Origin of the sequence: Pseudarthrobacter sp. fls2-241-R2A-127 (genome assembly GCF_030209355.1) — a bacterium.
GTDB lineage: Bacteria > Actinomycetota > Actinomycetes > Actinomycetales > Micrococcaceae > Arthrobacter.
The window spans coordinates 43,429-66,333 of the sequence record NZ_JARVSF010000041.1; the positions used below are offsets into that span (position 1 = coordinate 43,429).

Annotated in this window: 23 protein-coding genes; 5 read left to right on the plus strand and 18 right to left on the minus strand. The window is 67.4% G+C overall.

What is annotated here, in order from left to right; translation table 11 throughout:
• From miaB to QRN53_RS19115, 4 genes are all read right to left on the minus strand, one after another.
• A complete protein-coding gene (gene miaB, locus QRN53_RS19100; RefSeq protein ID WP_285245382.1) occupies positions 1-1,557 on the minus strand; it encodes a tRNA (N6-isopentenyl adenosine(37)-C2)-methylthiotransferase MiaB in 1,557 nt (518 codons plus the stop codon).
• A 3-nt stretch (positions 1,558-1,560) separates the two neighbouring features.
• On the minus strand, positions 1,561-2,061 hold the full coding sequence (locus QRN53_RS19105; RefSeq protein WP_350224190.1) for a regulatory protein RecX: 501 nt from the start codon (positions 2,059-2,061) through the stop codon (positions 1,561-1,563).
• A gap of 159 nt (positions 2,062-2,220) precedes the next feature.
• Complete coding sequence (gene recA / locus QRN53_RS19110) at positions 2,221-3,276, minus strand: recombinase RecA (protein WP_026265110.1); 1,056 nt, start codon at positions 3,274-3,276, stop codon at positions 2,221-2,223.
• Between the two features lie 251 nt (positions 3,277-3,527).
• Positions 3,528-3,752, minus strand: a complete 225-nt coding sequence (locus tag QRN53_RS19115; protein ID WP_018763630.1) for a DUF3046 domain-containing protein — start codon at positions 3,750-3,752, stop codon at positions 3,528-3,530.
• 41 nt (positions 3,753-3,793) lie between these two features.
• Between QRN53_RS19115 and QRN53_RS19120 the strand changes: the two genes are divergently transcribed.
• Positions 3,794-4,324, plus strand: coding sequence for a MarR family winged helix-turn-helix transcriptional regulator (locus tag QRN53_RS19120; RefSeq protein WP_285245383.1), 531 nt, complete (start codon positions 3,794-3,796; stop codon positions 4,322-4,324).
• Positions 4,325-4,403: 79 nt separating this feature from the next.
• Here QRN53_RS19120 and QRN53_RS19125 read toward each other — a convergent pair whose 3' ends face one another.
• The 7 genes from QRN53_RS19125 to QRN53_RS19155 all read right to left on the minus strand — a co-directional run bounded on the left by QRN53_RS19125 (position 4,404) and on the right by QRN53_RS19155 (position 12,335).
• On the minus strand, positions 4,404-4,856 hold the full coding sequence (locus tag QRN53_RS19125; RefSeq protein WP_018763632.1) for a helix-turn-helix domain-containing protein: 453 nt from the start codon (positions 4,854-4,856) through the stop codon (positions 4,404-4,406).
• 165 nt (positions 4,857-5,021) lie between these two features.
• Positions 5,022-5,501, minus strand: coding sequence for a CinA family protein (locus QRN53_RS19130; protein WP_285245384.1), 480 nt, complete (start codon positions 5,499-5,501; stop codon positions 5,022-5,024).
• Positions 5,498-6,136, minus strand: coding sequence for a CDP-diacylglycerol--glycerol-3-phosphate 3-phosphatidyltransferase (pgsA, locus tag QRN53_RS19135; RefSeq protein ID WP_285245385.1), 639 nt, complete (start codon positions 6,134-6,136; stop codon positions 5,498-5,500). Before pgsA ends, QRN53_RS19130 begins: the two co-directional genes overlap by 4 nt.
• Before the next feature lie 45 nt (positions 6,137-6,181).
• A complete protein-coding gene (locus tag QRN53_RS19140) occupies positions 6,182-9,067 on the minus strand; it encodes an FtsK/SpoIIIE family DNA translocase (protein ID WP_285245386.1) in 2,886 nt (961 codons plus the stop codon).
• Between the two features lie 188 nt (positions 9,068-9,255).
• Entirely contained in the window at positions 9,256-10,947 is a 1,692-nt protein-coding gene (locus QRN53_RS19145; RefSeq protein ID WP_285245387.1) for a ribonuclease J, read from the minus strand.
• 40 nt (positions 10,948-10,987) lie between these two features.
• Positions 10,988-11,896, minus strand: coding sequence for a 4-hydroxy-tetrahydrodipicolinate synthase (gene dapA, locus QRN53_RS19150; protein ID WP_285245388.1), 909 nt, complete (start codon positions 11,894-11,896; stop codon positions 10,988-10,990).
• Positions 11,897-11,954: 58 nt separating this feature from the next.
• Positions 11,955-12,335 carry a hypothetical protein gene (locus QRN53_RS19155; RefSeq protein ID WP_285245389.1) on the minus strand — a complete coding sequence of 127 codons (381 nt, stop codon included), beginning with the start codon at positions 12,333-12,335 and terminating at the stop codon, positions 11,955-11,957.
• A 131-nt stretch (positions 12,336-12,466) separates the two neighbouring features.
• On the opposite strand from QRN53_RS19155, the gene QRN53_RS19160 reads away from it, so the two are divergent.
• Positions 12,467-13,717 carry a heparan-alpha-glucosaminide N-acetyltransferase domain-containing protein gene (locus QRN53_RS19160; protein WP_285245390.1) on the plus strand — a complete coding sequence of 417 codons (1,251 nt, stop codon included), beginning with the start codon at positions 12,467-12,469 and terminating at the stop codon, positions 13,715-13,717.
• Between the two features lie 55 nt (positions 13,718-13,772).
• Here QRN53_RS19160 and QRN53_RS19165 read toward each other — a convergent pair whose 3' ends face one another.
• The 7 genes from QRN53_RS19165 to QRN53_RS19195 form a co-directional block, all read right to left on the minus strand.
• Positions 13,773-14,246, minus strand: coding sequence for a hypothetical protein (locus QRN53_RS19165; RefSeq protein WP_285245391.1), 474 nt, complete (start codon positions 14,244-14,246; stop codon positions 13,773-13,775).
• Positions 14,247-14,248: 2 nt separating this feature from the next.
• Positions 14,249-15,019: a 4-hydroxy-tetrahydrodipicolinate reductase gene (gene dapB, locus QRN53_RS19170; protein ID WP_285245392.1), complete on the minus strand. Its 771-nt coding sequence runs from the start codon at positions 15,017-15,019 to the stop codon at positions 14,249-14,251.
• A gap of 132 nt (positions 15,020-15,151) precedes the next feature.
• The gene (locus QRN53_RS19175) at positions 15,152-15,628 is read right to left on the minus strand and encodes a molybdenum cofactor biosynthesis protein MoaE (protein WP_285245393.1); all 477 of its coding nucleotides are present in this window, start codon (positions 15,626-15,628) and stop codon (positions 15,152-15,154) included.
• Entirely contained in the window at positions 15,618-16,148 is a 531-nt protein-coding gene (locus QRN53_RS19180; protein WP_285245394.1) for a MogA/MoaB family molybdenum cofactor biosynthesis protein, read from the minus strand. Before QRN53_RS19180 ends, QRN53_RS19175 begins: the two co-directional genes overlap by 11 nt.
• A complete protein-coding gene (gene moaC / locus QRN53_RS19185; protein ID WP_285245395.1) occupies positions 16,145-16,636 on the minus strand; it encodes a cyclic pyranopterin monophosphate synthase MoaC in 492 nt (163 codons plus the stop codon). Before moaC ends, QRN53_RS19180 begins: the two co-directional genes overlap by 4 nt.
• The gene (locus QRN53_RS19190) at positions 16,624-17,886 is read right to left on the minus strand and encodes a molybdopterin molybdotransferase MoeA (protein WP_285245396.1); all 1,263 of its coding nucleotides are present in this window, start codon (positions 17,884-17,886) and stop codon (positions 16,624-16,626) included. Before QRN53_RS19190 ends, moaC begins: the two co-directional genes overlap by 13 nt.
• 23 nt (positions 17,887-17,909) lie before the next feature.
• A complete protein-coding gene (locus QRN53_RS19195) occupies positions 17,910-19,535 on the minus strand; it encodes a molybdopterin-dependent oxidoreductase (protein WP_285245397.1) in 1,626 nt (541 codons plus the stop codon).
• Between the two features lie 110 nt (positions 19,536-19,645).
• On the opposite strand from QRN53_RS19195, the gene moaA reads away from it, so the two are divergent.
• The 3 genes from moaA to QRN53_RS19210 all read left to right on the plus strand — a co-directional run bounded on the left by moaA (position 19,646) and on the right by QRN53_RS19210 (position 22,858).
• Positions 19,646-20,773, plus strand: a complete 1,128-nt coding sequence (gene moaA / locus QRN53_RS19200; RefSeq protein WP_285245398.1) for a GTP 3',8-cyclase MoaA — start codon at positions 19,646-19,648, stop codon at positions 20,771-20,773.
• Between the two features lie 4 nt (positions 20,774-20,777).
• The gene (locus tag QRN53_RS19205; RefSeq protein WP_285245399.1) at positions 20,778-21,044 is read left to right on the plus strand and encodes a MoaD/ThiS family protein; all 267 of its coding nucleotides are present in this window, start codon (positions 20,778-20,780) and stop codon (positions 21,042-21,044) included.
• A gap of 74 nt (positions 21,045-21,118) precedes the next feature.
• Positions 21,119-22,858 (plus strand): HNH endonuclease signature motif containing protein, encoded by a 1,740-nt coding sequence (locus tag QRN53_RS19210; protein ID WP_285245400.1) that lies wholly within the window; start codon positions 21,119-21,121, stop codon positions 22,856-22,858.
• Positions 22,859-22,905 lie beyond the last annotated feature (47 nt).

The following is a 22,905-nucleotide window of genomic DNA, read 5'->3' on the forward strand; positions in this document are numbered from 1 at the left end:
TCAGCGGGTGCGCAACGGCAGGGCGGGCATGCCAAGGGAGACGCCCTTTTGCCCGGCCCCGCTGCCGGGAACGGGCGCTCCGCAGGAGTCGGCTTGGGATCGGTCCCAAGCGTCACCGGCACGGGACCGGCGCAGGCTGTAGTCCTCGAGCGTGGGGTCGGCCACCAGGTGGAAGGCGGCGGCTTCGGTGATGGTGACGGTCACGAGATCGCCTGGCCTGGGTGCCGGCGCGCCTTCCGGAACCGAGAAATGCACCAGCCTCTGGTCGCGGGACCGGCCGGAGAGGCGGTGTGTTTCCTCGGATTTGCGGCCCGACTGGGCGGTGACCATGACCTCCAGCCGGCGGCCGAGCTGCTTCCGGTTTTCCTCCGCGGCAATCCTGTCCTGCAGCGCGGTGAGCCGTTCGAACCGCTCCTGGACCACGGCCTTGGGCAGCTGGTCCGGCAGGTCCGCGGCAGGGGTCCCGGGCCGCTTGGAGTACTGGAAGGTGAAGGCGGTGGCAAACCGGGATTTTTCAACAACGTCAAGCGTGGCCTGGAAGTCTTCTTCGGTCTCGCCGGGGAAGCCGACGATGATATCGGTGGAGATGGCGGCGTCCGGAATCCTGTCCCGGACCTTGTCCAGGATGCCGAGGAACTTGGTGGACCGGTAGGACCGCTTCATGGCCTTCAGGATGCTGTCCGATCCGGACTGCAGCGGCATGTGCAACTGGGGCATGACGTTGGGTGTTTCGGCCATGGCTTCGACGACGTCGTCGGTAAACGCCGCCGGGTGGGGGCTGGTGAAACGGACCCGTTCGAGTCCTTGGATTTCGCCGCAGGCGCGCAGGAGCTTGGAGAAGGCCTGGCGGTCGCCGAATTCCACCCCGTAGGAATTGACGTTCTGGCCGAGCAGTGTCACTTCGATGGCGCCGTCGTCCACGAGGGCCTGGATTTCAGCGAGGATTTCGCCCGGCCGGCGGTCCTTCTCTTTGCCTCGCAACGCCGGCACGATGCAGAACGTGCAGGTGTTGTTGCAGCCGACGGAGATGGACACCCAACCCGAGTACACGGAGTCGCGCTTGGTGGGCAGCGTGGACGGGAACACGTCCAAGGACTCCAGGATCTCCAGCTGGGCTTCGTCGTTGTGCCGGGCCCGGTCAAGGAGTGCCGGGAGCGCCCCAACGTTGTGGGTGCCGAAGACGGCGTCTACCCAGGGCGCCTTTTTGAGGATGGTCTCCCGGTCCTTCTGTGCCAGGCAGCCGCCCACGGCAATCTGCATGCCGGGGTTCGCCGCCTTGACGGGCGCCAGGATGCCGAGGTTTCCATAGAGCTTGTTGTCCGCGTTTTCCCGCACCGCGCAGGTGTTGAACACTACGACGTCGGCATGGCCGTCCTCCGCGGGAACGTACCCTGCGTCTTCGAGAAGTCCCGCCATCCGCTCTGAGTCGTGGACGTTCATCTGGCAACCGAAAGTCCGCACCTGGTAGGTACGCGCCCGGCCCCCGGGCTGCGGACCCGTCCGGGGTTCGGCTGAAGGGGTGGTACCGGATTCGGGGGAAGGAATGGTCAAACTCACCCGTTAAGGGTACCGGCTCCGGAGCGGGTCACCGTCGGACTCCTGGACGGCACCGAGCACCTCATTGACGATTGTGAACGCCTGCGAGGGCTGGTAGCCCTTTCGCGCCAGCATGGACGCCAGGCGGCGGACTGCCTTATCCCGTTCCGCCGGGTCTGACAGGTTTGTTCCGGGCCGAAGCTTGCGCTCCACCAAGGTCCTGGCGGCCGCTTCCTCGTCCGCGTCCGTCACCTGTTCCAGGGCCGCAGCGGCGGTATCGGGGTCAATGCCCTTCTCCGACAGCTCACGCCGGAGGGCTCCCCTGGCGAGCTTGCGGGACTGGGAGCGGCTCCTGACCCACATATCGGCGAACTCGGCGTCATCGATCAGTCGGACTTCCTGGAACTTATCCAGTACATCCTTGGCCACGTCCTCCGGAATGTTCCGTTCAGCCAGTTTACGGGCAAGCTGCAGCCTACTCTTGGGCGCGGCCGTCAGCTGCCGATACACGATGGCTTTGGCCACCCCGGCGGGATCCGGTTCGGAATCCTCGGCCAGGGGGTCTTCCGGTACGGCGGGTCGCTCCGTTGCCCCCGGGGCCGGGTTGGCGGAGCGGCGTCGCCGGGAACCGGCCTTGGGTGGCCGCGCTTCGGGAGGATACGCCTCGGGAGACCAGGTCAAGGGCTAGAACCCGTCGACGGCTTTCAGCTTCGGCGTGTCCTTGGACTCGTCCTCCGCCGGCTTCACACCCACACCGAGCTTCTCCTTGATGAGGCGCTCCAGTTCGGCGGCAAGCTCGGGGTTGTCGCGAAGGAACCGGCGCGAGTTCTCCATGCCCTGGCCCAACTGGTCGCCGTCGTACGTGAACCATGAGCCGGACTTCTTGATGATGCCGTGCTCGACGCCCATGTCGATGATGCCGCCCTCGCGGGAGATGCCCTGGCCGTAGATGATGTCGAACTCGGCCACCTTGAAGGGCGGGGCCATTTTGTTCTTCACGATCTTGGCCTTGGTCCGGTTACCGACCGAATCGGCACCTTCCTTCAGGGTCTGGATGCGACGGACGTCGATGCGGACCGACGCGTAGAACTTCAGCGCCTTACCACCGGTAGTGGTTTCGGGGGAACCGAAGAACACGCCGATCTTTTCACGGAGCTGGTTGATGAAAATGGCGGTGGTCTTGGTCTGGCTCAGGCGGCCGGTAATTTTACGCAGCGCCTGGCTCATAAGCCGAGCCTGGAGGCCGACGTGGCTGTCGCCCATGTCGCCTTCGATTTCAGCGCGCGGAACCAGTGCGGCCACGGAGTCGATGACGACGATGTCCAGCGAACCGGAGCCCACCAGCATGTCCATGATTTCCAGGGCCTGCTCACCGGTGTCCGGCTGCGAGACGAGCAGGGCGTCGGTATCCACGCCGAGCTTCGCGGCGTAGTCCGGGTCCAGGGCGTGCTCGGCGTCGATGAAGGCAGCGATGCCGCCCAGCCGCTGGGCGTTGGCCACGGCGTGCAGTGCCACGGTGGTCTTACCTGACGATTCCGGCCCATAGATCTCCACCACACGGCCACGGGGCAGTCCGCCAATGCCGAGGGCGACGTCCAAGGCGATGGACCCGGTGGGGATGACTTCGATGGGGGCACGGACTTCGTCGCCCAGGCGCATCACCGAGCCCTTGCCGAACTGCTTGTCAATCTGGGCAAGTGCTGCTTCCAGCGCTTTTGCACGATCCGGGGCTGCCGCCATGGTTGACACCTCTATTGCTTTCTCGATGGTGGCCTGTGCGGCCGTCTTGTTGGTCATCTCTGACGCTAAGGGGACCCACTGACATTCCGGCCTCAGGACATCGGCTATGTGGATAAACCCAATAGAAAAAGCATAGCGTTATCCGAACAGGTATTCGAAGAGGAAGGTCGCGCGGCGTGTCCGGCAAGGGTTCCCGGACCGGTCGGCAGGAGGGCCCGGCCGGCCGGCGGATGAGCCGTGGCCTGGAGGAGTCAGTCGCGGCGGGGGGCTATGTCCCGTCCAAGCCGGCGGTCCGCCGGCACGTCCTGGAGGTCGCAGACGGCAAGCCAGACCTTGCGCGGCTCCACGCCGGCGGCCAGTGCCTGGTCCGCAGTGCGCCCGCCAACCCCGGCCAGGACCAGGGTACTGCTCAGCACGCGGGAGTAGCCCGCGCCGAACTCGTCATCCATGAGCCGCCAGTAGTCGCTGATTCGCATCGGTAAATCCTCTCATGATTGGGGACCCTAGAATTGTTGCCATGAGCAACTCCCCCGATGGCACGCCGGCTGATGTCGCAGTCGAGGCTGCCGCCGACACGGCCCTGCAGAACGTCGAGCACCAGATCAGTCTTTTTTGGCGGCGGGCCCGGGCCATTTCGAACCAGCTGTCGCGGGAAGTCCACCCGGACATGGAGCCTGCGGCGTACGGGCTGTTGACCGTGATCCGCCGGGAGGGGCCCATCCGGCTGACCGAACTGGCGATGAACATCGGGGTGGGCAAGCCCTCCGTCAGCCGGCAGATCGCGTTCCTTGAAGGCCTGGGGCTGGTTTCCAAGGAGGCCGATCCGCTGGACCGCCGGGCGCAGTCCATCCGGTTGACCCCCAAGGGGGAGGAAAAGATGCACCAGGTCCAGGACGCCCGGCGCCAGGTCTTCCAGGAACGGCTGCGGGAATGGCCGGTTGAGGACCTGCAGGAACTGGCCCGCTACATGGCCAAGCTGAATTCCACCTACGAGCCCGACGGATTCCCGAAGGAAGCACCGGGTGCGTCTCCGGCACAGGAGAGCTAGCCGCCTTCACGCAAGGAAGCCCCCGGCCATGCCGGGGGCTTCCTTGTTCCACGGCCCACCCAACGGGTGGGGGCAGCCCCTAACGGGCGCCGGAGAGAAGGCCTGTGGAGAGTTCGTCGTTCAGTTCAGCGTTGAGGTCGCGTTCCAGGTCACGGCCGTAACGCTGGGAGAATTCCTGCGGTACGGTGTCCGGAACTGCAACGCCCTCGGCTACCGCCACCCGGTCGCTGACCTCCCGAAGCATGCTGGACAACGGCACGTCCAAAGCCGAGCAAATCGAGGACAGGAGCTCTGACGAGGCTTCCTTCTGGCCACGCTCAACTTCACTGAGGTATCCCAGGGAAACGCGGGCGCTGTGCGAAACTTCACGGAGCGTGCGCCCCTGACGCTGGCGGACATCGCGCAGCACATCACCGATTTCGTGACGAAGTACCACCATCTTGCGCTCCTTCTGTTCGCTCTTAGCCTGTTCGGCGAGGCCCACATCCTTCCAGCGGACAACGCCGTTTACGGATACGGGCTGCTTTACCATCTGTATCGCCTTGCTCCCTCATTGGTCAGGTCCGCCGAAAGGCGGACCGTCTGGTCGTTTCATCCTAGGCGCCTCCGCTCTCCGGAAGCGACACAATGTAATAACTAATCGGTACCGGCTTTTGTTCCCGGCAACTTTACGTGCGGTAACTTGAGCGGGCAAGCGTCAGGCGGAGATCGCTTCGAGGAGCCTTTCGAGGGCCGCCGCACACGCTTCGGCACGGATGTCAGGCCGGCTGCCCGTGAAGGAATATTCAAATGCCGCGGTACCGGCGGCGGTGGCAATCCCCACATAGACCCGCCCGACGGGTTTGCCGTCGTGCGCCTCCGGACCGGCCACGCCGGTGGTGGAAACCCCGAGGTGGGCGCCGAGGACATCGCGGGCTCCGGCCGCCATGGCGCGTGCCACGTCCGGGTCGACGGAGCCGACGCGGGCCAGGAGCCCGGCGGGGACGTGAAGTACGCCTTCCTTGACGGAGTTCTGGTAGGCCACGACGCCGCCCTGGAGCATGCCGGAGGCGCCGGCGGTGTCGGCGAGGACGGCGGAGACCATGCCGGCGGTCAGGGACTCCGCGGTGGCAACGGTCAGTCCCGCGTCAAGTGCCTGCCGCACGGCCTGTCCGGCGAGATGGTGGAGGTTGCTCACGGTTCCTGTCCTTTCGCTGCTTTTGCCTGCCGCCCCTTGGCGCGAAGGCGCAGGGCTTCGATGACATACTCGACGCCGGTCCACACGGTGATGGCCACCGCCGCCATCATGACGGCGAAAGCAACCCACACGAGCCACGGCGCAAATGCGCCCAAGGGCAGCAAATATAGGAAGATCGCTGCGGTCTGCACGACGGTCTTGAGCTTTCCGCCGCGGGAAGCTGGAATGACTCCATAGCGGATGACGAAGAAGCGCAGGGCCGTGATTCCCCATTCCCGGACCAGGATCACCAGCGTTGCCCACCACGGCAGTTCACCCAGCAGGGAAAGCATGACCAGGGCGGATCCGATAAGCAGCTTGTCCGCGATGGGGTCGGCGATCTTGCCGAAGTCCGTGACGAGGCTCCGGCTCCTGGCGATGTCGCCGTCGAGCTTGTCCGTGTAGATGGCGACGGCGAACGCCGCCACCGCGGCCCAGCGCCACGGCCCGGCCTCACTGTGCAGGCCGGGGGCATCTGCCACAAGGAACCACACGAAGAACGGGACCAGCGCGATGCGGATCATGGTCAGGACGTTGGGAAGGTTCCAGACCCCGGCACGGCGCGGGCCGGCGGCGGTGGCATCGGTGCTAGTCACGTTCCTAGGCTACCTTCCCGGGGCTGCCGCAACGCCGGCGCGGCCCTACCGTCCTGTGAGCGACCAGGCGTCCTCGGAGCCGTCGTCGTCATCGCCGTACCCGCCGGGAGCGGAATCGGAGCCGTCGTAGTACTCGACGTTCTGCTTCCGTTTGTCCAGGTCCGCGGCCACCAGGTCCTCTGCGTAGCCGCCCTGGGCGATGTTGGCGTTGGCATTTTCACTGAGGGCGGCGGTCTGCGAATCCGGGGCGGCCGGTGCTTCCTGGCCCTTCATCGCGGCCAGGACCGCGGCGAGGTCGTCCGGCTTGACCAGCACGTCGCGGGCCTTGGAGCCCTCGGAAGGGCCCACCACTCCCCTGGACTCGAGCAGGTCCATGAGGCGGCCGGCCTTGGCGAACCCCACCCGGAGCTTGCGCTGCAGCATGGAGGTGGAGCCGAACTGCGTGGTGACCACGAGTTCCGTGGCCTGCAGCAGCACCTCGAGGTCATCGCCGATGTCGTCGTCGATCTGCTTCTTTTCCGCCTCGGGGGCGACGTCATCCCGGTAGACGGCCTGGAGCTGTCCCTTGACGTGCTCCACCACCTTGTGGATCTCCGACTCGGTGACCCAGGCGCCCTGGACGCGCATCGCCTTGGAAGCACCCATCGGCAGGAAGAGCGCGTCGCCCTGGCCGATAAGTTTTTCGGCGCCTGGCTGGTCCAGGACCACGCGGGAGTCGGTAACGGAGGACGTGGCGAACGCCATGCGGGAAGGCACGTTGGCCTTGATGAGGCCGGTCACCACGTCCACGGAGGGCCGCTGGGTGGCGAGGACCAGGTGGATGCCGGCGGCACGGGCCAGCTGGGTGATGCGGACGATCGAGTCTTCGACGTCGCGCGGGGCCACCATCATCAGGTCGGCGAGTTCGTCCACGATCACCAGCAGGTACGGGTACGGCCGGATGACGCGCTTGGAGTCCACGGGCGGATGGACCTTGCCGGCGCGGACGGCCTTGTTGAAGTCGTCGATGTGCTTGAAGCCGTAGTTGGCGAGGTCGTCGTAGCGGGCGTCCATCTCGCGGACCACCCACTGCAGCGCTTCGGCGGCCTTCTTGGGGTTGGTGATGATGGGGGTGATCAGGTGCGGGACGCCCTCGTAGGCGGTCAGTTCCACGCGCTTGGGGTCCACCATGACCATGCGCACCTCGTCCGGGGTGGCGCGCATCAGGATGGAGGTGATCATCGAGTTCACGAACGAGGACTTACCGGCACCGGTGGCGCCGGCGACCAGGAGGTGCGGCATCTTGGCGAGGTTGGCCACCACGTAGCCGCCTTCGACGTCCTTGCCCACGCCCATCACCATGGGGTGGTCCGTGCGGCGGGCGTTCTGGCTGCGGAGCACGTCGCCCAGGGAGACGGTTTCGCGGTCCGTGTTGGGGATCTCGATGCCGATCGCGGACTTGCCCGGGATGGGGCTGAGGATCCGGACGTCGGAGCTGGCTACCGCGTAGGAGATGTTCTTGGACAGCGCGGTGACGCGTTCCACCTTGGTGCCGGGCGAGAGTTCGATCTCGTACCGGGTGACGGTGGGGCCGCGGCTGAACCCGGTCACCGTGGCATCGACGTTGAACTGCGTCAGGGTGTCGGTCAGGGCGGCGACGACGGCGTCATTGGCCTCGGTACGTTCCTTCGGGATGGATCCCGGGGTCAGGTAGTCCGAGGCAGGGAGCGTGTAGGTGACGTCCCCGGCGAGCGAGAGTTGCTCGGTCCGCTGCGGGATGGGCACCGGTGGCGGAGCGGGCGCTACCGGGTTCGAGGGCACCGTGGGTGCGGCGGCCGGTTTCCCGGGAGCCGCGGCGCCGGGAATGACCAGCGGGATGGCCTCCGTGGCGTTCTCCGCGGGAGGCGCCGCGCCGGCACCCAGGCCCTGCGCCGCCTTGATCTTTTCGACGGCGACCTCCGCCTGGGTGGGGCGCCGGACGCCGGGCGCCGGACGCGCGGCCTCGGGCTCGTCGTCGTCGATGACCGCGTGCTCGAAGGCTTCGTCACCCACGTAGCCTTCCAGGCCGGCGTCGGCCTCGTGGTCCTTGCCGAAGAGTTTGCGCTTCTTCTTCCGTGGTGCGGCGGGGGCCGCACGTTCAAGGTAGCTGCGGTCGTGGACGTCGCCGGGTTCCTGGTCCATCAGGTCGATGCCCATGAGGTGCTCGTAGGCGCCCCGGAGCCGCCGCGGGATGGCGGTGAACGGGGTGGCGGTGATGATCAGCAGCGAAACGAAGGCAAGCAGCCCGTAGAGCGCCACCGGCACGGCGGGATGGATGGCGGCCAACGGAGTGGCGGCCAGGAATCCGAGCATGCCGCCGGCTTTGCGGAGGCCGTCGAAGCCGTCGGCAACCGTGGGCTGGCCGCCAAGGATATGGGCCAGGCCGCACCCTGCGAAGGTCATGATCAGGAAGCCGATGCCCACCCGGTTGTTGCCCCGGCCGTCCGCGGGGCGCCTGAACAGGCGGAACGCACAGACGAAGAGCATGAGCGGCAGCAACAGCGAGATCCAGCCGAAGGTTCCGTTGACCACGGCGTAGACGGCGTCCGGGAACCAGCCCGTCAGGCCCCACCAGGCGAAGGTGGCAATAAAGACACCCAGCGCCAGGTTGAACAGCGCGGCACCGTCGCGGCGTTCCTCCGCGGGGAGGTCGCTGACGTCATGGCCGATCCGGCGCACTCCCCCGCCCACCAGGTGGCCGACTCCCAGCCAGGCTCCGCCTACAACACGCAACAGCCAGGGCTGGTGGTGTTCGACGGCGGGAAGCTGGCGGGTGCGTGAGGTGCTGGATGAGCCGCCACGCGCTGTTTTGCCGGCTGTGGAGCCGGTTCCGCGGCCTGCGGAGCTTCCGGCTTTGCTGCCGGAGCTGCCCCTGCCGGTACCTTTGGGCGCGGAAGTAGTACGTGTGGCCATAGTAGCCACGGTACCGGAAGCATGCCGTGATTCCGGGGATATCGGGGCCGCCGGGCCGCCCGCCTGGGCTCCCCGACGCATCTGGCCGAACACGCGAAAAGGCCCGGTCCATCAGGAACCGGGCCTTTTCAGCTGTTCTGCAACTGACCCTTGGCAGGTCTGCGCAGGTCAGGTCATCGCGGGTGCACTCAGGCTTCGAGGACCACCGGGATGATCATCGGCTTGCGGCGCAGTTTGCGGTTCACCCAGGTGCCCACGACGCGGCGGACAACCTGCTGGAGCTGGTGGCTGGTGTGGTCGGCGTTGTTCTGGACCGCTTCCTCCAGGGCCGCGTTGATCTTGGGGATGATGTCGTCAAAGACGGAGTCGTCTTCGGCAACGCCGCGGGCATGGATCTCAGGTCCGGACACCACCTTGCCGGTGGCACGGTGGATCACCGTGATGATCGAGATGAAGCCTTCGTCGCCCAGGATGCGGCGGTCCTTGAGGTCGGCGTCCGTGATCTCCCCAACACTGGAGCCGTCGACGTAGACGAAGCCCACTTCCACCTGGCCCACGATGTCCGCCTGGTGGTCGCGGAGGTCGATCACCGTGCCGTTGTCCGCGAGGATGACGCTGGCTTCCGGGACGCCGGACTCAATGGCGATCTTGCCGTTGGCGATCAGGTGGCGGGTCTCGCCGTGCACGGGCATCGCATTCAGCGGCTCGAGGATGTTGTAGCAGTAGAGCAGTTCGCCGGCCGCTGCGTGGCCGGAGACGTGGACCTTGGCGTTACCCTTGTGGATCACGTCGGCGCCGAGCTTGAGGAGGCCGTTGATAATCCGGAACACAGCATTTTCGTTGCCCGGGATGAGGCTGGAGGCCAGGATGACGGTATCGCCGTCGCCCACCACCACACGGTGGTCGCCATTGGCCATGCGGGACAGCGCCGCCATCGGCTCACCCTGGGAGCCGGTGGACATGAGGACCACGCGGTTGTCCGGGAGGTTGTCGATGTTCTTGATGTCGACGATCAGCCCCGCCGGAACGTCCAGGTAGCCCAGCTTTTCGGCGATGGCCATGTTGCGGACCATGGAGCGGCCCACGAAGGCCACCTTGCGGTTGTGCTTGGCCGCAGCGTCAAGGACCTGCTGCACGCGGTGGACGTGCGAGGAGAAGGACGCGACGATGATGCGCTTGCTGGCCTGCCCGAACAACCGCTCCAGGGTGGGTCCGATTTCCTTCTCCGCGGTGGTGAACCCGGGAACGTCGGCGTTGGTGGAGTCTGACATGAACAGGTCAACGCCCTCTTCCCCAAGCTTGGCGAAGTGGCGCAGGTCAGTAATGCGTCCGTCCAGCGGCAGCTGGTCCATCTTGAAGTCACCGGTGTGCAGGACTGTGCCGCCGGCCGTGCGGATGAACACGGCGAGGGCATCCGGGATGGAGTGGTTGACGGCCACGAATTCGCATTCGAACGGCCCGAATTTCTCCACCTGGCCTTCTTCGACGGTCAGCGTGTAGGGCCGGATGCGGTGCTCCTGCAGCTTCGCTTCGATCAGGGCGAGGGTGAGCTGCGATCCCACCAGGGGGATGTCGTTGCGCAGGCGCAGCAGGTACGGCACGGCGCCGATGTGGTCTTCGTGGCCATGGGTGAGGATCACGGCCACCACATCGTCCAGCCGGTCCTCGATGTAGGAGAAGTCGGGCAGGATCAGGTCAACGCCGGGCTGGGTTTCCTCCGGAAAGAGGACGCCGCAGTCCACGATCAGCAGCTTGCCGTCGATTTCGAACACGGCCATGTTCCGGCCGATCTCCCCCAGTCCGCCAAGCGGAACGATCCTCAGCGTGCCCTGGGGCAGGCGCGGAGGGGTGACAAGGCCGGTAAGGGCAGTTTGGGTCATAGTGCACTACTTTCCAGGCGGAAGGGTGCCGGTCTTAGCCTCAGGAGAAGACCAGCCCCGCTTCCGCCAAATCCCCGCGGATGGTTTCGATCTCGGTTTCGTCCGGCTCCACGAGGGGCAAACGGACAATCGAGTTGGGCAGGACTCCCTGCCATTTAAGAATCTGCTTGGCCGCAACGGCGCCCTGGACACGGGTCATGGTGGCGCGGACCACCGGCTGGAGCTCGATGTTGATCTTCCGGGCGGTGCCGAGGTCGTTGGCATTGACGGCGTCGATGAGTTCGCGGAAGCGGCGGGTGGCCACGTGGGTGGTGACGCCCACCAGGCCGACGGCGCCCAGCGCCATCCAGGGGAGGGTCAGTCCGTCGTCGCCGGAGTAGAACAGGAGGTCGGTTTCCGCCATGACGCGGGTTGCCGCAACAAGGTCCGCCTTGGCGTCCTTGACGGCCACGATGTTGGGGTGCTGGGCCAACCGGATCATGGTGTCGGGTTCGATCGCGATGGAGGACCGGCCCGGAATGTCGTAGAGCATGACGGGAACGTCGACGGCGGAGGCGACGGTTTCGAAGTGCGCGCGGACGCCCGCTTGGCTGGGCTTGTTGTAGTAGGGGGTCACCAGGAGCAGGCCGTCGACGCCGAGGGCAGCTGCCTGCTGGGAGAGGTGGACCGAGTGTGCGGTGTCATTGGTCCCGGTACCGGCGATGATCGCGGCGCGGTTCCCGACGGCGTCTTTCACGGCACGGAACATGCCCAGGTTTTCTTCGTCCGTCAGGGTGGAGGTTTCTCCGGTGGTGCCGGTGACCACCAGCCCGTCGCAGCCGTCATCGACGAGCTTGCTGGCCAGCGCCGCCGCCTGGTCGTAATCCACTGCGCCGTCCTTGGTAAACGGCGTGACCATGGCGGTCAGGAGGGTACCGAGGGCAGGGATGTGCGCGGAAGAATCAGCCATGGAAAAAACGTTACCCTGTCCCCGGCTGGTTAGGACAATGCCACGGGCGTGACGAGCGTCAAATAGCTTGATTGCCGGGCCGTGGCGTGTCGGTTCCGGCGTGGCAATAGCGGCCGACGGCGGCCTGCCGCAAATCCTCTGCCCAGGCAGCGAGCCGCTGCGCCGCCCGTACGTAATGGAACAGCTCGGTGGGCGTGAGGGCGTCGATGTCGGTTTCGGACAGCCGCCGGGCGAGTTCCGCCCCTTCCGGCTGGGCGGCGAGGGCGATGCCCTCGCGCTCCCACTGAACGTCCTCTGACGGCCGCCCGGACACCAGCTGGCGGAACAGATAGTCCACCACACCCGGGCTCATTGCCCTCAGCGGCAGGTTGAGTGAGTGGGTGCTTCCCGGCTGCAGGCTTTCCCGCCGGGCAGGGATTCCGGATGATGGCGTGTCCATCCCGCCATGTTATTCGAACATATATTCGAACACAAGGGTATGCGCCGGCAGCCCCGGCGCGGCAGGCCGCCGACGGGCAGGGCACATACGTCGGGGAACCTCGCCGCGCGGGCATATGAGACGATCGGGTCATGACGTCCCGCACCCCGGCCACCGGGTCCCGAAAGGCCCCCGTGCGGAACCAACCGGGCCGTCTTCGCGGCATCGACGCAGCACGGGGACTCGCACTGCTGGGCATGATGGCCACGCACCTGCTGCCAACCTTCGAGTCGAACGCCACCCTCACTCCTACCTGGATCGGCCTCACTTTTTCCGGACGGGCTGCCGCCCTCTTCGCCGTGCTCGCCGGTGTGGGGCTTGCCTTGTCCACGGGAAAGCAGCAGCCACTCGCGGGTTCCGAACTCGCCAAAGCCCGCCGTGGCGTGGCGCTGCGGGCCGTGGTGATTGCCGCCGTCGGACTTACCCTGGGGGGCCTGGACGTGAACGTGGCCGTCATCCTGGTCCATTACGCCGTCTTGTTCCTCTGCGTGCTGCCCTTCCTGTGCATGGGCGTCAGGAGCCTGTGCTCCTGGGCGGCAGGCTGGGTCCTGGCCTCACCGGTACTGGCCTATCTCCTCCGCCCCTGGCTCCTTGCCGCGGAGCCGCCCCTGACGCTTGGCCATAACCCGCGGTGGGAGGACCTGGGCACGCCGGACCGGCTGCTGGGCGACCTCTTCCTGACCGGCTATTACCCGGTGGTGCAGTGGCTGGCCTACCTGCTGGTGGGTCTGGCCATCGGCCGCCTGGCCCTTGCGAAGGCAATCGTCCCCGTCTTGCTCCTGCTGGGCGGAACGGTGGTGGCAGTCGTCGCCAAGACAATCGGGGTGGCGGCGATGGAGGATTGGGGTGGCCTGGCCGCCCTGGAGAAAGCCCTCAACGCTCCCGGGTACCCGCTGGGCAACGTGTTGCAGGTCAACCTTGCCGGGCTCACGCAGGAAGGTTCGTGGTGGTGGCTGGCCTCGGCGGCGCCGCACTCCGGGACCTCCCTTGACCTGCTCCACACCTCGGGGGTGGCCGCAGCCGTCATCGGCGCCTGCCTCCTGCTGGAGCGGCTCGCCGAGTGGATCGACCTGGACCTGCTGCTGCCCCTGCGTGGACCGGGTGCCATGACTCTGACCCTGTACACGGCCCATGTGTGGGTACTGTCGACCTTCTACCTCAAGCCCCTCCCGGCAGGCTGGACTGAGGGCGGGATGTACTTTGCGCACGCGGCCGCTGCGATCACCCTTGGCGTGGTTTTCGCGCGGTTATCCTGGCGCGGCCCGCTGGAATGGCTGGGCCACGCGGCGGCCGGACTGGGCCGCGGGGTCCTCCCGTGGGCTGCTACGGGGGCGTCCAGGTGACACTGGACGCCCAGGATGCGCGGGGCGGCGCGCGCCGGCCCCTGGAACGGCGATTCTAGGACGCTGCGGTGAACAGCCGGACGGCGTCGCGCATCGAGGCCCGGGCCCGCTTGCGGTCGCCGGCGGCGTCGTAAGCGCAGCTGAGCCGGAACGAGGAGCGCCAGTCCTCGGGAGCAGATTCGGCTTCCACCCGGTATTTTTCGAACTCTGCATCTGCCGCGGCACGGACGATGCGGCCGCCGGGCGTGCGCGGCAGTTCATCCACCGGCAAGCCGCCCTCAGCCTCAAGGACCTTGGCCATCTGCTCGGTCCGGGCACCAAACATCAATTCCCGGATCAGCGCCCACGCGCCCACGACGGGCAGCACGAGGTAGGCCGCGCCGATGGCTTTGGCCGTCAGGTTGCTGTCCCCAAGGAGCAGCAGGGACCGCTGAAAGGACACCACCAGGTAGAAGACCAGCAGCAGCGTCACCGCTCCCACCCAGATCTTGGTGCGGTTCTTCCGGAAACCGGCAACCAGTCCGTTCATGGTCAGAGCCCCAAATCCAGGTAACCGTCCAGCCCGACGGTCAGGCCGGGATGCGCGGCGACCTTACGGACACCCAGGAGCACTCCGGGCATGAACGAGGCGCGGTCAAAGGAATCGTGGCGGATGGTCAGCTGCTCGCCGGGACCGCCGAACAGGACTTCCTGGTGCGCCACCAGGCCGCGGAGCCGGACGCTGTGCACCCGCACGCCGTCAACCTCGCAGCCGCGGGCACCTGCAAGTTCAGTGGCGGTGGCGTCCGGGCTGGCAGGCACCTGCGCGGCCGTGCGCTCCGCGGCAATGAGCTGGGCCGTCCGGACAGCGGTGCCCGACGGCGCGTCCACCTTGTCCGGGTGGTGCAGTTCGATGATCTCGACGGATTCGAAGTACCGCGCAGCCTTCGCGGCGAAAGCAGATGCCAGCACCGAGCCCAAGGCAAAGTTCGGCGCGATGAGGACACCCGTTTCCGGGTGCTCCGCCAGGAGGGATTCCAGCGCGGACAGGCGGCCGGCGTCCCAGCCGGTGGTGCCTACGACGGCGTGCATGCCGTGTTCGACGGCGAAGCGGATGTTCGCCTCGGTGCTTTCGGGAACTGTCAGGTCCACCACGTATTGCGCGCCGGAGGACGTCAACTTCTCCAGCGAGTCACCCCGGCCCAAGGCAGCTGCCAGCTTCATATCGGGAGCGGCCTCGACGGCTTTGACGGCCTCGGCGCCCATGCGCCCGTTGGCGCCCAGGACGGCTACCAGCATGGGAGCGGAGTGTTGTTCGGTCATGCCATCAAGCCTACCGGCGGGAGAGGTTGCCGCAGGAACCGGGCACTGTGCGTTACCTCGCAACGGAGCGCCCAACCCAGGGCAACCAGCCCGGGCCGGCATGGGCGCGCAGGGTTCCGGGAGCCGCCGGCATCAGCCGTCCGCGCCGACCCATTCGACGGTGCCGTCGGCGAAGAACTGTTCCTTCCAGATGGGAACCTGCTCCTTGATCCGGTCCACAAGTTCGGAGCAGACGGCGAAGGCCTGGCCGCGGTGTGCCGCGGACACCGCGCAGACCAGGGCGGGATCGCCGATTTCCAGCATGCCAATGCGGTGTGCCGCCCAGATCCGGACGGGTTGCCGGACGGCGTCGCCGCCGGAGCCCGGCGCGGCCTCCTGCTCGGCAACCAGGCGGGCTACCACGTCGGCCATCACCCGGTGTGCCGTGGGGTGCGCGCTGTAGCTGAGGCGCTCCACTGCCTTGCCGGCGTCGTGGTTGCGCACCACCCCGCTGAAGCTGACCACCGCTCCCGCGGTGTCGCTTTCGACGGCGACGATCGCCTGGTCCACGGAGATGGGTTCCGCGCTGAGGACCGCCCGGACCACCTCGAATGCTGCGTCAGTGCCCATGTCCGCCTTCCAGCTGGTCGCAGAGGTGCCCGATCACCGGGTCCAGGACGGAAAGCCCGTCCATGACGCCCTTGGGTGAACCGGGCAGGTTCACAATAAAAGTTGCACCGGCCGCGCCGGCGTGGCCCCTGCTCAGGGCGGCCAGCGGGGTTTTCGCGGCGCCGGCCCGCCGGATGGCTTCCATGATGCCCGGGATCTCCCGGTCCAGCAGGGGCAGCGTCACGTCCGGAGTCCGGTCGTCGGGGCTCAGGCCGGTCCCGCCGCTGGTGATGACGACGGCGGGGCGCAGCGTCAGTAGCGCCCTGATGGCAGCTCCGACCGGCTCGCCGTCCGGGACCACCATGGCAGGGACGACGTCGAAGCCGTGCTCGGTCAGCCAGTCGGTGATCACCGGGCCTGTCTCGTCGTCGTAGATCCCCGCGGCAGCGCGGGTGGAGGCGATCACCACCCCGGCCTTCCGTCCCTGCACGTCGCCGTGCCGGTGCGGCTCGGCCGCGTCAAGTGTGTTGGAGTTGGTCACAGCGCCCAGTCTCCGCTCTTGCCGCCGCTCTTGGCCAGCACCTTGATGTCCGTCAGGACGGCGTGCTTGTCCACGGCCTTGATCATGTCGTAGACGCTGAGTGCAGCCACGGACGCTGCCGTCAGTGCTTCCATTTCCACTCCGGTGACCCCGCGGGTCTTCACGGTGGAACTGATGGTGACGGCATCGGGGCCAAGCTCAAAATCGACCGTGACCTTGGACAAGGGCAACGGATGGCACAGCGGAATGAGCTCGGGGGTCTTCTTGGCGGCCATGATGCCGGCCACCCGGGCGACGGCCAGCGCGTCTCCCTTGGGGAGGCCGCCGGTTCCCAGGAGCTCCATTACCCCGGTGGTGGTCCGGACGGTGGCGGTGGCCGTGGCTTCCCTGGTGGTTTCTGCTTTGGCGGAGACGTCCACCATCTGGGCACTTCCGTCCTGGCGCAGGTGCGTCAGTGCGGGGGTCTGTTCTGCGTTCACAGCATCCATACTTCCACCTCGTCGCCGGTGGCGAGCTCCGTGACGCCCGCGGGGACATGGACCAGCACATTGGAGCCCGCCAGCGCGTGCATCAGGTGGGAGCTTTCGCCGCCTTCGAGGTTGACGGTGCCGTCCGGCCGCAGGGTTCCGCGCCGGACCTGGTGCTTCTGCGCCGGAGACGTCAGGGCCCGGGACAGCCGGCCGTGCAGCGGCAGCCTCGGTGCCGGGGCGCCGAGCAGTGCCGACAGGGCGGGGCGGAGGAACATTTCAAAGGAGACCAGGCAGCTGACGGGGTTGCCGGGGAAGCCGAGGAACGGGATGCCGTCGAATGTTCCCAGCCCCTGAGGTCCGCCGGGCTGCATGGCAACGTGCAGGAAGTCGACCGGCTGGTCCGCCATGGCCTGCCGCACCACTTCGTAGGCGCCTTTGCTGACGCCGCCAGTGGTGACGATGAGGTCCACGTCCCTGCCGGCGGTCCGCAGCAGCGATTGCAGTTCTCCGGGGTTGTCGGTGGAAATGCCGGCACGCCGGACGCGAAGGCCCGCCTGCGTCATGGCCGCCTCAAGGAGGGTTCCGTTGGAGTCGTAGATCTTACCCTCCGGAAGGGCCGAGCCCGGTTCGACCACTTCGTCGCCGGTGGTGACGAGCAGGACGGACACGTCGCGGTACACCTCCACCTCCGCCATGCCCAGGGCGGCGAGCAGTCCCAGTTGCGCCGGGCCCAGGCAGGTCCCGGCCGCCAAAGCCTGCTCCCCCACCGAAATGTCGCTCCCGGCGGCACGCACGTATGTTCCCGGAGCCGTAGCCGGCAGGGCCACGGAGCCATGCCGTCCGGGCTCCTGGAAGTGGTCAGGCACGGCTTTTTCAATCGGTACGACGGCGTCAGCACCTGCCGGGATCATGGCACCGGTCATGATGGGCGCCGTGGTCCCGGGCTGGAGCGGCTGCGGGCGCGACCCCGCGGGAACGGGAGGCATGATGCGCAGCTCAGCGCCGCCGTCGGGAATGTCCGCCGACCGGACGGCGTAACCGTCCATTTGCGAATTGGCGAAGGGGGGAAGGCTGAGCGGCGCAACGAAACCGTGCACCAGCGACCGGCCGAGCGCACCGGACAGCGGAAGGACTTCAACGCGGGACTCTGCCGCCAGCCGGGCCAGGAGGTCCGTGACCGCAGCACGATGCTCAGCGACAGAGCGGGCATGGTGCGGGTGCCGGGCGTGGCCTTCCGGCGGATGGCCGTGCGGAGGGTGGCTGGTCATGGGTGCGCCTTTGAGAGTGGACGTCAGGATTTCACGTCCACTCTAACCGTGTGGAATCCGGTGGCCCCGTCAGGCTCGGGCGGCCTCGATGTTTCGTCTTGGGGTTGGCCCGTGAGGTCCGTGGCGCGGACCTGGACCTCGTACTGCCCGGGGGTGAGGTCAACGGCCAGTTTCCACTGATACCAAGTGTCCGTTGACACGCCCGCGGCGAGCTCGGCTTCCCGCCACGGTCCTCGGTTGATCCTCAGTTCAACCCTTTGGATCCCGGTGTGCTGGGCCCAGGCGACGCCTGCGAAGACCACGGACCCCGCGCTGACCGGGCGTCCGCTCCGGGGCACGTCGATGCGGGAGGACGTCTTGACGGGGCCGCGCTCGGACCAGCCCCGCGGAGTCCAGTACCCGGCGTCCTGCGCGAACGTGGTGACTTTGAGTTCGGTGACCCATTTGGTAGCGGACACGTAGCCGTAGAGTCCGGGGACGATCATCCGGACCGGAAAGCCGTGGTCGAGCGGCAGCGGCTCCCCGTTCATGCCGATGGCAAGCAGAGCGTCCCTGGAGTCCGTGAGGACCTCCAGTGGCGTCCCGGCCGTCCAGCCGTCGGAGCTCCGGGAGAGCACCATGTCCGCCCCGGGGTGGGGGCCGGCCAGGGCCAGCAATTCGCGGACCGGCCAGCCCAGCCACCGGGCATTCCCGATCAGGTCGCCGCCGACGCCGTTGGAGACGCAGGCGATGGTGATGTGGCGCTCGGTCAGCGGCTTTGCCAGGAGTTCCGCGTAGGACAGCTGGATTTCCCGGTCCACCATGCCGGTGACTTTGAGGACCCAGTTGTCCGGGTTCACTGCCGGAACGGACAGCGCGGTGTCGATCCGGTAGAACTCCCGGTTTGGCGTGACCAACGGCGTCGCTCCCGCCACGCCCAGGTCGGCGGCGGCCGGAACCAGCGGGGCGGGTAACGCCGGGGCGGGCAAGGTGATGCGTGCCCTGGCGTCGCTGACGGCGCTGGTTGCCCCGCGCCACGCGCCCGCCAGGACTCCAGCCACCGCAGACACCGCCGCGGTACCGGCAACGGCCTGGAGGAAGCTCCGCCGGGAACTGCCGGCCCCAGCTGTCCCGGGGCTGCCTGCGTCCCATTCCCGCAGCTTGCCGGCCAGGAAGCGCAGCAGGACCACGGCCACCACCGCGGCCACGACCGGCAGCGCAACGGCGATCGGCGTCATTTGGGCGCGGGTGAGGACAGCGGCGGCCCCCACGGCTCCGAAGACGCCCACCACGGCCGCGCCCCGGAACCGGTGGCGGAACTCCAGGACCCCCGCCAGTGCGGCCAGGACGGCGATGACCAGGGCCATGCCCGTCAGGAGGGCAGCCTTGTCCGCCGTACCGAAGACCGACACTGCCCAGTCTTTGACGCCCGGCGGGACAGCGTCGATGACCGCCCCGCCAACGGCCGTCAGCGGCGACACCGAAGGACTGGCAAATCCTGCCAGCAACTCCCCCACGGCCACGCCGCCGCCCACTGCTGCTATGCCTGCGGCCGCCGCCCACCTGCCCAGTGCGCGCGGGACTGCCTGGTGCGGCACGGGACGTTCCTGCTGCTCCCCAAGGCCCGGGCCGTCGTCGTCCGCTGCCATCCGGTGCCGGGAACTCTCCATACCTCCAGCATAGGTTTGCCACCGCCCGCCGGCACCGCTTCGGCGGGACCGGCCCGCACGCGGGCAGTCACGGGTGTGATGGGCGGCTCAACGTGGCGTAGCCTGAATCCATGAGTGTCCAGCTAGGCATGCCGCAGCCGCGGGAGGAAGCAGCATCGGCGCTGCCGAACGTCCCCACACCCCGCCCGGCGGACGCACCGGCCGGCCTGGTGGACCGGTACGGCCGCCGCGCCACGGACATGAGGCTGTCCTTGACGGACAAATGCAACCTCCGCTGCACGTACTGCATGCCGGCGGAGGGCCTGGAATGGCTCGCGAAGCAGGCAGTCATGTCTGCCGCCGAAATCGTCCGGATTGTCCGCGTGGGCGTGGAGCAACTGGGAGTCCGTGAACTTCGGCTGACCGGCGGCGAGCCGCTGGTCCGGCACGACCTTGTGGAGATCATCGCCGCACTGCGAACCAACCACCCCGACCTGCCGATCTCGATGACCACCAATGCTGTGGGCCTGGCGAAGAAAGCCGCGGCGCTCAAGGCGGCCGGGCTGACCCGCATCAACGTCTCACTGGATTCCCTGCACGAGGAAACCTTCGCCAAGCTCACCCGGCGGCCCTTCCTGGACCAGGTCCTGGCCGGTGTGGACGCGGCCTGGGCGGCCGGCTTGGGCCCGGTGAAACTGAACGCTGTGCTCATGCGCGGCATCAATGACACCGAGTCGCCGCAGCTGCTGGCCTGGGCCCTGGAGCGGGGATACGAACTGCGGTTCATCGAGCAAATGCCCCTCGACGCCGACCATGGCTGGACCCGGCGCAACATGATCACGGCCGCCGAGATCCGCGGGCTGCTGTCCCGGGACTTTGTCCTCAGCCCGGATTCACGGGCCCGTGACGGCGCTCCGGCCGAGCGCTTTGACGTACGACGCCGGGCGGCCGGTTCGTTGGACGCCGACGGCCCGGTGCTGGGAACCGTGGGGATCATCGCCTCCGTCACCGAGCCGTTCTGCGCCGACTGCCGGCGTACCCGGATCACCGCCGAAGGGAAGATCATGAGCTGCCTGTTCTCGCGCGAAGAATTTGACCTGCTGGGCCTGCTGCGCTCGGGGGCGACTGACGATGAGCTGGCACAGCGGTGGCAGGATGCCATGTGGCTCAAGCCAAAAGCCCACGGCATGGACCACGTGGGACTGGATGCTCCGGACTTCGTCCAGCCGGACCGCAGCATGAGCGCCATCGGGGGCTGACAGGATGCTTGTACGATACTTCGCTGCCGCACGCGCTGCTGCCGGCCAGGAGGAAGAAAAGTTCCAGCTGCCGGAGGGGGCCACTGTGGCAGACCTCTTGGAGGCGGTTATGGCCGTGCCCCGTGCCGAGCCCCCGGCGGGGACCCCGCCGCTTCCACGGCTCCTGTCCCGCAGCAGCTTCCTGCTCAACGAAGTTGCCGTCCGGGACCAGGCAACGGTTCTTGGCCCCGACGACGTGGTGGACGTGTTGCCCCCGTTCGCCGGCGGCTAAGGCAGCCGGGCGGCATTTCGGGAGCTCCACGGCTTGCGGCGTTGAATGTCGGACCCTCGCAGGATGATGTCTTTATGGAAATCGGAGCGGATGGTGCAGCGAATTTGGGAGGACTTGAGTCCTCCCTGGCTGCCCTCCGCCGGCTGGCTATGGAAGATGCCGCCTTGGCGACCGGTGCCGGTGTCGCTGCTGAGGTTGATGTGCTGCAGCGCCGGTATGAGTTGTGCCTGGAGCGGTTGGAGGTTGTTGCCCGGCTGGAGGCGCAGCTGGCGGCAGTGAAGGCGCGGGATGTGGCTGAGTGCATGGGGTTGCAGCAGGCCATGCTTCCGCCGGATGGGCCGGTGCATGAGCGTACGTTTGCGGAGATGTCGGTGGTGGAGGAGATCGCCGGGGTCCTGACCGTCAGTTCCGCGGCCGTGGGGGCGTTGGTGGACGTTTCCCGGCGCGTTTGTTCCCTGCCCTTGGTGTTTGGGGCGCTGTCCGCTGGGGACATGTCGTGGCAGCACGCCCGCATCGTCGCCGACGAAACCGAAGGCCTTGATCCGGTGGGGGCGGCCGGGCTGGTGGCGCATTTCTTCGACCCCGACGCGCCCAACCCTGCCCGGGGTACCGCCCCGGGTGAGCTCGTGCCGTCCCGGTTCCGGGCGAAGGTCCGTGCCTGGCGGGAACGCCACCATCCCGAATCGATCGAGAAGCGGCATGTAAAAGGTTTGGATGACCGGCGGATGGACTACGCGCCGGACCGGGATGGCATGGCCTGGCTGTCGCTCTACCTGCCCGGGGACACTGCCTGCGCCATTTGGAACCGGACCACCGCCACCGCCCGGGGTTTGCAGGGCGCTGCGGAAGAGCGGACGCTCACCCAGCTGCGCCCCGACGTCGCCGCCTCCCTGCTCCTCGGCGCCGGGAGCACGACCGGCACAGGAACTGCCACCTCTACCGGTGAAGATCCACACGCGGCTTCGGAAACCAACACCAAACTCGGCAAAGTCCCCACCCCTCGGGCCGATGTCCTGGTCACGGTCCCGGTCTTCTCGCTGCTTGGCCTCACAGATGAGCCAGCAGTGCTGGACGGGTTCGGCCCGATCCCGGCCTCCATGGCCCGCAAACTCGTCGCCGACGGCGCCGAATCCTTCTACCGGGTCCTGGTCGACCCCCGCGACGGGGCACCCCTTCAGATCGGCCGCACACGTTACCGACTCACCGAGACCATCAAGAAATGGATCAGGATGCGGGATGCCAAATGCACCTTCCCCGGCTGCACCAACCACACCCCCGACAACGACACCGACCACCTCACCGCCTGGCAACACGGCGGCACCACCGGCGTGCCCAACCTGGCCCAACTATGCCCCAAACACCACCGACTCAAACACCACAGCCAATGGACACCACATCCAGCCACCACGAACGAACCACCCGGCTGGACCTCACCCACCGGCCGCCACTACAAACCCGAACAACCCGACCCCGAACCAACCCACTGGCCACCAGACACCCCGCCGGCCGGCACCGCCGCAATGCCCGTGAACGTTAACCCGCGGCGACATGTTGAGTCGGCCGCCCCGCCGACTTCGTCTACCCTGCAGGAACTGACCCACGGACTGGCAGGAAAGCAGCTGGAGGCATGGCAGTTCCAGCAAATCATCGACGGAATGCCCTCGTGGCCGGACCCGCCACCCGAAGAACCGCCCGGTGATGACATGCTTGATCCAGATGAGCTTTCGCCGGACGACCCCCTGTGGGACCACCTCCTTGCCGGGCTGTTCGACTTGCCCCCGGACCCCCACAAGGACGCGGCTTTATTGACATGAGCCGGGCGCGTTGAGCCCCAGCCGTGCGAGGCCCCGTGACCGAGGAA

Bases quoted from the DNA above. Each gene is read 5' to 3' on its own strand.
- QRN53_RS19165 (WP_285245391.1), bottom strand. From the start codon at position 14,246: ATGAACGGACTGGTTGCCGGTTTCCGGAAGAACCGCACCAAGATCTGG.
- recA (WP_026265110.1), bottom strand. From the start codon at position 3,276: ATGGCGGCAGCCCCGGATCGTGCAAAAGCGCTGGAAGCAGCACTTGCC.
- dapB (WP_285245392.1), bottom strand. From the start codon at position 15,019: ATGACCGAACAACACTCCGCTCCCATGCTGGTAGCCGTCCTGGGCGCC.
- QRN53_RS19195 (WP_285245397.1), bottom strand. From the start codon at position 19,535: ATGGAGAGTTCCCGGCACCGGATGGCAGCGGACGACGACGGCCCGGGC.
- moaA (WP_285245398.1), top strand. From the start codon at position 19,646: ATGAGTGTCCAGCTAGGCATGCCGCAGCCGCGGGAGGAAGCAGCATCG.
- moaC (WP_285245395.1), bottom strand. From the start codon at position 16,636: ATGGATGCTGTGAACGCAGAACAGACCCCCGCACTGACGCACCTGCGC.
- QRN53_RS19160 (WP_285245390.1), top strand. From the start codon at position 12,467: ATGACGTCCCGCACCCCGGCCACCGGGTCCCGAAAGGCCCCCGTGCGG.
- QRN53_RS19115 (WP_018763630.1), bottom strand. From the start codon at position 3,752: ATGCGAATCAGCGACTACTGGCGGCTCATGGATGACGAGTTCGGCGCG.
- QRN53_RS19210 (WP_285245400.1), top strand. From the start codon at position 21,119: ATGGAAATCGGAGCGGATGGTGCAGCGAATTTGGGAGGACTTGAGTCC.
- QRN53_RS19125 (WP_018763632.1), bottom strand. From the start codon at position 4,856: ATGGTAAAGCAGCCCGTATCCGTAAACGGCGTTGTCCGCTGGAAGGAT.
- QRN53_RS19120 (WP_285245383.1), top strand. From the start codon at position 3,794: ATGAGCAACTCCCCCGATGGCACGCCGGCTGATGTCGCAGTCGAGGCT.
- QRN53_RS19190 (WP_285245396.1), bottom strand. From the start codon at position 17,886: ATGACCAGCCACCCTCCGCACGGCCATCCGCCGGAAGGCCACGCCCGG.
- QRN53_RS19205 (WP_285245399.1), top strand. From the start codon at position 20,778: ATGCTTGTACGATACTTCGCTGCCGCACGCGCTGCTGCCGGCCAGGAG.
- QRN53_RS19145 (WP_285245387.1), bottom strand. From the start codon at position 10,947: ATGACCCAAACTGCCCTTACCGGCCTTGTCACCCCTCCGCGCCTGCCC.
- QRN53_RS19175 (WP_285245393.1), bottom strand. From the start codon at position 15,628: ATGGGCACTGACGCAGCATTCGAGGTGGTCCGGGCGGTCCTCAGCGCG.
- QRN53_RS19155 (WP_285245389.1), bottom strand. From the start codon at position 12,335: ATGGACACGCCATCATCCGGAATCCCTGCCCGGCGGGAAAGCCTGCAG.
- QRN53_RS19140 (WP_285245386.1), bottom strand. From the start codon at position 9,067: ATGGCCACACGTACTACTTCCGCGCCCAAAGGTACCGGCAGGGGCAGC.
- dapA (WP_285245388.1), bottom strand. From the start codon at position 11,896: ATGGCTGATTCTTCCGCGCACATCCCTGCCCTCGGTACCCTCCTGACC.